5 protein-coding genes and 1 pseudogene are annotated in these 5,829 nt (G+C 64.2%); all 6 read right to left on the bottom strand.

Annotated features, from left to right (window positions below; translation table 11 throughout):
• Positions 1-857, bottom strand: an 857-nt coding sequence (locus A2J01_RS24185) for a site-specific tyrosine recombinase XerD (RefSeq protein ID WP_064113763.1), incomplete at its 3' end; no start/stop codon positions are given.
• A gap of 1 nt (position 858) precedes the next feature.
• Complete coding sequence (locus A2J01_RS24180) at positions 859-1,491, bottom strand: NUDIX domain-containing protein (protein WP_047270484.1); 633 nt, start codon at positions 1,489-1,491, stop codon at positions 859-861.
• 6 nt (positions 1,492-1,497) lie between these two features.
• A complete protein-coding gene (locus A2J01_RS24175; RefSeq protein ID WP_003946139.1) occupies positions 1,498-3,258 on the bottom strand; it encodes a CTP synthase in 1,761 nt (586 codons plus the stop codon).
• Between the two features lie 156 nt (positions 3,259-3,414).
• Positions 3,415-4,368, bottom strand: coding sequence for a copper transporter (locus A2J01_RS24170; protein WP_007731900.1), 954 nt, complete (start codon positions 4,366-4,368; stop codon positions 3,415-3,417).
• A complete protein-coding gene (gene steA, locus A2J01_RS24165; RefSeq protein ID WP_007731902.1) occupies positions 4,365-5,549 on the bottom strand; it encodes a putative cytokinetic ring protein SteA in 1,185 nt (394 codons plus the stop codon). Before steA ends, A2J01_RS24170 begins: the two co-directional genes overlap by 4 nt.
• Positions 5,550-5,635: 86 nt before the next feature.
• Positions 5,636-5,829, bottom strand: a pseudogene (locus A2J01_RS24160) (DNA repair protein RecN); the annotation flags it as partial.

Raw genomic sequence — 5,829 nt, 5'->3', positions numbered from 1 at the left:
ATCTGCGTCGTGGTTACCGAAGCGTGACCGAGAAGTTCCTGCACGACGCGTACGTCCGCGCCGCCGTCGAGCAGGTGTGTGGCAAACGAGTGCCTGAGCGTATGGGGTGAGACGTCCGCCTTGATCCCGGCCGACGCGGCCGCGTCCTGAAGAATCTGCCATGCACTCTGACGCGAGAGGCGTCCACCGCGCGCGTTGAGAAAGAGGGCAGGAACACCGCGCGTCGCCAGGCTGGGGCGCCCGCGGACGAGATACGCGTCGACGGCGGCGATCGCCGGCCTGCCGACGGGGACGATCCGCTGCTTGCCGCCCTTGCCCTTGAGCAGCACGGAACGAGTTTCGGTATCGATGTCGTCGACGTCCAGATCGATCGCCTCGGTGATTCGCGCTCCGGTCGAGTACAGGAGCTCGAGCAGAGCGCGATCCCGCAGGTCGCGGGGCCCGTCACCGGCCGCACCGCCACCCGAAGCGTCGAGCAGGGCGATCACGTCGTCGAGAGGCAGGGCCTTGGGCAGCTTGCGTCCGGGCGTCGGCGGCTTGACCGTTCGGGCCACGTCGACGCTGACCAGACCTTCGGCGGCGGAAAACTTGTGGAATCCGCGAACCGCGATCACGGTGCGTGCTGCCGAACTGGCCGCCAATGGTACGACGCCGGAATCTTTGTCACCCAGGCGCAGATGTGTCACGAATTCGGTGACGTCGTTCTCCGTCACGCCCGCGACGTCGTCGATGCCGCGTCCGTGCAGGTACTCCGCGTACCGATTCAGGTCGCGGCGATAGGAAAGTAGAGTATTGCGCGCAGATCCTCGCTCGACCGCTAGATGGTCGAGATACGAGTCCACCTGTCGGGCAAGCACTTCAGGCTCGCGACTTGCGTTCTCCGAATGCGCGAGGACGATCGGGCCACGGTGCGTCGGCGGGGCGTAGCGGCTTTCCCGTCGCGCGTGCGGTGGCGATCGCGAGAATGCCTGATACCGCTGTGGCATTAACGATGTCGCCGCGTAGCGCCATGTCGACGGCGTCGGCGAGCGGAACCCGCGAAATCTCGAGATCGGCTTCTTCGTGTTCGGGATCGTCGCGCTCCACCTCGTGCAACCCCTCGGCGAGGAAGACGCGAACCGCCTCGTCCGTGAACCCGGGTGAGAGAGCGACATCGACCAGCACCGACCATCGATCGGCGCCGAGTCCGGTTTCTTCGCCCAGCTCGCGCGCTGCAGCCTCGACCGGGCTCTCCCCCGGAGCGTCGAGCAGACCGGCAGGAATTTCCCACAACCGGTGCCCGAGCGGGTGACGGTACTGGTGAATCAGCACCAGGTTGTCGTGCTCGTCCAGTGCCACGACGGCAACGGCGCCGTGATGCTCGACGACTTCCCGATCGGCACGCTGACCACCAGGCATCGCAACGGTGTCGACGCGCAACGCGATGATCGCGCCGGTGTAGACCGTCTTGGAGCCGAGGGTGTCGAATTCGTGCCGACCGGGATCGCTCATGTGTGGCTAGACCTTTTCCACGTTCTCGACTGCAGCGTCGAGCGCTGTCTCGGTGGCAGCGGTGTCGATCTTCTCGTCACCGTGGACGTCGACGGGCAGGCGCTCTTCGAGCTTGTACGTCAACGCTGCTTCGACGAAGGCCGCGAACAGCGGGTGCGGGCGCGTCGGACGGCTCTTGAGCTCCGGGTGTGCCTGGGTGGCAACGAAGAACGGATGCTGCTCACGCGGGTACTCGACGAACTCGACCAGGTGGCCGTCCGGCGAGGTTCCGCTGAACTGCAAGCCGGACTTGGCAATCCGATCGCGGTAGGTGTTGTTGACCTCGTAGCGGTGACGGTGACGCTCGGAGACGTCCTCGGTTCCGTAGGCCTGAGCGACGACGGAACCCTTGGTCAGCACGGCCGGGTAAGCACCCAGACGCATGGTGCCACCGAGGTCGGCGTCACCGGCGATGACGTCTTCCTGATCAGCCATCGTGGAGATGACCGGGTGCTTGGTGTCCGGCTCGAACTCGGCCGAGTTGGCATCGTCGAGGCCGACGCTACGAGCAGCTTCGATGACGACGCACTGCAGACCCAGGCACAGACCCAGCAGCGGCAGCTTGCGCGAACGTGCGAAACGGATCGCGCCGAGCTTGCCTTCGATGCCGCGGATGCCGAAGCCGCCGGGGATCAGAACACCGTCGACGTCACCGAGAGCGGCCTGCGCTCCGGCTTCGGTCTCACAGGCGTCCGACGGGACCCAGGAGATCTCGACCTTGGACCGGTTCGCGAATCCACCGGCGCGCAGTGCCTCGGTGACGGATAGGTATGCGTCGGGCAGGTCGACATACTTGCCGACCAACGCGACCCGCACGGTCTCACGCGGCTGGTGAACACGATCGAGGAGGTTGCCCCACACGGTCCAGTCGACGTCGCGGAACGGGAGACCGAGCTGGCGAACGACGTAGGCGTCGAGGCCCTCACGGTGCAGAACCTTCGGGATGTCGTAGATCGAGGGAGCGTCGGGCGTCGAGATGCAGGCGTCGACGTCCACGTCGCACATCAGGGCGATCTTGTTCTTGAGGCCCTGCGGAACGTCACGATCGCAACGAAGGATCAGCGCGTCGGGCTGAATGCCGATGCTGCGCAACGACGCAACCGAGTGCTGCGTGGGCTTGGTCTTGAGTTCTCCGGAGGGGCCGAGGTACGGCACGAGGGAGACGTGCAGGAAGAAGACGTTGTCGCGGCCGACGTCGTGGCGGACCTGGCGAGCGGCTTCGAGGAAGGGCTGCGATTCGATGTCGCCGACGGTGCCACCGATTTCGGTGATCACGACGTCCGGGCGGTGTCCCTGCAGATCCGGACCGCTCATCTCGAGGATGCGACGCTTGATCTCGTCGGTGATGTGCGGGATGACCTGAACGGTGTCGCCGAGGTACTCGCCGCGGCGTTCCTTGGCGATGACCGTCGAGTAGACCTGGCCGGTGGTGACGTTCGCCTGGCCGGAGAGGTCACGGTCGAGGAACCGCTCGTAGTGTCCGACGTCGAGGTCGGTCTCGGCACCGTCTTCGGTGACGAAGACCTCGCCGTGCTGGAAGGGGTTCATGGTGCCCGGATCCACATTGAGATAGGGATCGAGCTTCTGCATGGTCACGCGCATTCCCCGCGCGGTCAACAACTGTCCCAGGCTCGAGGCGGTCAAACCTTTGCCGAGCGAGGAAGCTACACCTCCGCTGACGAAGATGTGCTTGGTGGCGGTACGCGTGTTAGTGCGTGACTGTGGCAAAGGGGCTCCCGTGACGACTGTGCAGGGCTTGGTCTGATGAAGCATGCTGGGGCCTGCCGACCCACGGGATTTCACGGTAACACCTATCGGGGGTCGGTGCCTACAACGCGCCGACTTTCCGCCCCCGATGTGACCGGCGTATCAATACCGGGGTGTTCAGTTGGTGGGTGCGCCGACGGTGACCGCCGCCGCTCCCGGTCCCGTGCCGTAGCGGCCGGCGCCGCCGTTCAACTGTTCCTGCAGCGCCAACGGCGTGGTGATCTTGCCCGACTCCCGATCGATGTTGTCGATGGTCGTCAAGCCCGCTGAGAGCGCCGCGTCCGCACGAGCGACGGCAACCGGACCACTGCCCTCGGCCGAGCCAGGCCGGCCCGCGAGAATCGTTCCTGCGCCGCGTCCGTCGAGAGCACCGGCGAACCGGGCGATGACGGCGCCGCGGTTACCGGTGGCTGCGTCGGATTCACTCTTGTTGTCGCCGGTGAGAACCACCGCGAGTTGAGCCGGCTTGACCGCTCCGTCGTCGTAGCTGATGAAACCGGCGCTACGCAGCGAGTCGAGCGCGAGATTCATCTCGTCCGGAGTGCTCTGCGGCTCGCTGTTCTGCCCGTTGAGAAGCAGAACCGAACCGAGCAGATCACCCGCGAGACTGCCCTGATCGACCGCACCGGTCTTGAGTGTGATGCCCGCAGGGATGACATTGGTGACGACGGTCCGCAAGCGGTCACCGCCCGTGGCGTCGACAAACGAATCGGTGAGCGAGACGCGTCCGGTCACGGCGCCACCGGCGGCAGTGACGAGTCGGTTGACACCGTCGAGATCACCGGGATCGGCGTCCGGTGCCGTGATGACGACGACGGTGCGACCAGCGAGACTGTCACGCACGACGCGACCGCCGACAGCAGCATCGAAGCCGTCCGCGGAATTGAGTTGCTGCTGAAGCTGATTGGACTGTTGATTGAGGTCTTCGATCTCGTTCTGCAGGTCCGCCTTGTCGTCGCGCAGACCCGAAAGCAATCCACTGGACAGCATTCCGGAACCGAGCACCACGCCGATCGCGAGTGCCAGGAAGATTGCCGCTATGGAAATTGCATGTTGACGCATCGAAATCACTTGAAGAGCCCCTGAACCCACAGCGCGAAGCTGTTCCACGTTGCGATTGCCCAGTCGAGAACTTCACTACCGGCATTGGACACGACCAGGGCGACGATCACTGCCACCAGGGCGGCGAGCACCAGGAGCGCGATCGCGCCGCCGGACACTCGACTTCGATACAGCGTTGCCACAGCCTTGGCGTCGACCAGTTTCGGTCCCACCTTGAGCCGAGTCATGAACGCCGACGGATTGCTTTCACGACGCCCACGGTCGAAGAACTCGTCCAAGGACACCACGTTGCCGACCGTCACGATCAGTGAAGCTCCGTGGTGATCGGCGAGCAGCAGCGCAAGGTCGGTCGGTGAGCAGGTCGCCGGGAACGTCATCGCCCCGATCCCGAGATCCTGGATTCGGGAAAGCCCCGCCGCATGACCGTCCTGGTCTGCGGGCAGAACAACTTCCGCGCCGGACTTGAGGGTGGAACTGGTGATCTCTTCCGGGTCGCCCACGATCAGATCGGGGCGGTATCCGGCCTTGCTCAACACGTCCGCACCTGCACCGACACCGATCAGGATCGGCGAATACTCCTTGATGAAGGGCTTGAGGTTCTTCAGATCGGCCTCGTGTTCGGGTCCGTCGGAGACGACCACGACGTGGCGATCCTTCAAGTCGATGTCGATGTCCGGAACACCGATTCCGTCGATCAGCAAAGGACTTTCGGTGCGGATGAACTCGATGGTGTTACCCGAGAACGCTTCCAGGTGATCGACCAGGCCGGTCTTGGCCTCGATCATCCGATCGGAGATCTCGGCCTCGGTCTGCTCTTCGCCCTTGACGAGGCTCTTCTCGCCGTTGAAGATCTCGCCCTCGTGCAGGCGGATCTTGCTGCCGTCCTTGACGTTCTTGAAGACGTCACCGTCTACGGCATCGATCAGAACGATGTCGTTGGCGACGATCACTTCCGGTCCGAGGTTGGGGTACCGCCCCGAAATCGACGGCGACGCGTTGACCACGGCCATGACTCCGGCTTTCACCAGAGCATCGGCGGTCCGGCGATCGATGTCGACTTCGTCGAGGATCACGATGTCTCCAGGACCGACGCGGCGTAGAAGCTTCGCCGTGTTCCGATCGGCCCTGGCGATGCCACTGATCCCAGGCAAGGATTCGGTGTTACGTGAGAGCAATCCGGGCATCTTCATGGCTTCGATGATGAACCTGAAACCGCGTTGACCGGTGGAGGCGCGCCGACAACTACCACATCAGTCACACCAACACCACAGAACCTTCAATCTGTGACGCGGGCCGCATTCGCGATCTCGAGCAGTTCTTCGGCGTGCGCACGACCGGTCTCGGTGTCGTCCAGCCCTGCCAACATACGGGCCAATTCGACCACCCGATCCGAATCCGACAAGGTCCGCACGCCACTGCTCACCACGCCGCCTTTGTCGTCGACCTTGTCCACCACGAGGTGGGTGTCGG

The sequence above is a fragment of the Rhodococcus sp. EPR-134 genome (genome assembly GCF_001647205.1).
Lineage (GTDB): Bacteria > Actinomycetota > Actinomycetes > Mycobacteriales > Mycobacteriaceae > Rhodococcus_F > Rhodococcus_F qingshengii.
This window is presented reverse-complemented; position numbering and strand designations above follow the sequence as displayed.